Annotated in this window: 1 protein-coding gene; it reads right to left on the bottom strand. The window is 55.4% G+C overall.

Annotated features, from left to right (window positions below):
• Positions 1-316, bottom strand: a 316-nt coding sequence (locus E1189_RS26375) for a GTP-binding protein (RefSeq protein ID WP_230459804.1), incomplete at both ends; no start/stop codon positions are given.

The following is a 316-nucleotide window of genomic DNA, read 5'->3' as shown; positions in this document are numbered from 1 at the left end:
GCTATCCAGAGTTTCAACCAGCTTCTTAACCGCGGAAGTACCCAGTTCGTTGTCGTCTTCTCCGTTCAGAGCCATCAGAGCGGAACCAGCGATGATTGGAGTGTCGTCGCCTGGGAACTCGTAAGTGTCCAGCAGCTCACGCAGCTCCATTTCAACCAGTTCCAGCATCTCTGCGTATTCTTCAGAGCCAACGCCGCCGCAATCTTCAGCCAGCAGGTCTGCTTTGTTCAGGAACACAACGATCTTAGGTACACCAACCTGACGGGACAGCAGGATGTGCTCACGGGTCTGAGGCATAGGGCCGTCAGTCGCGCCA

It is taken from the genome of Parendozoicomonas verongulae (assembly GCF_009711465.1).
GTDB lineage: Bacteria > Pseudomonadota > Gammaproteobacteria > Pseudomonadales > Endozoicomonadaceae > Sansalvadorimonas > Sansalvadorimonas verongulae.
This window is presented reverse-complemented; position numbering and strand designations above follow the sequence as displayed.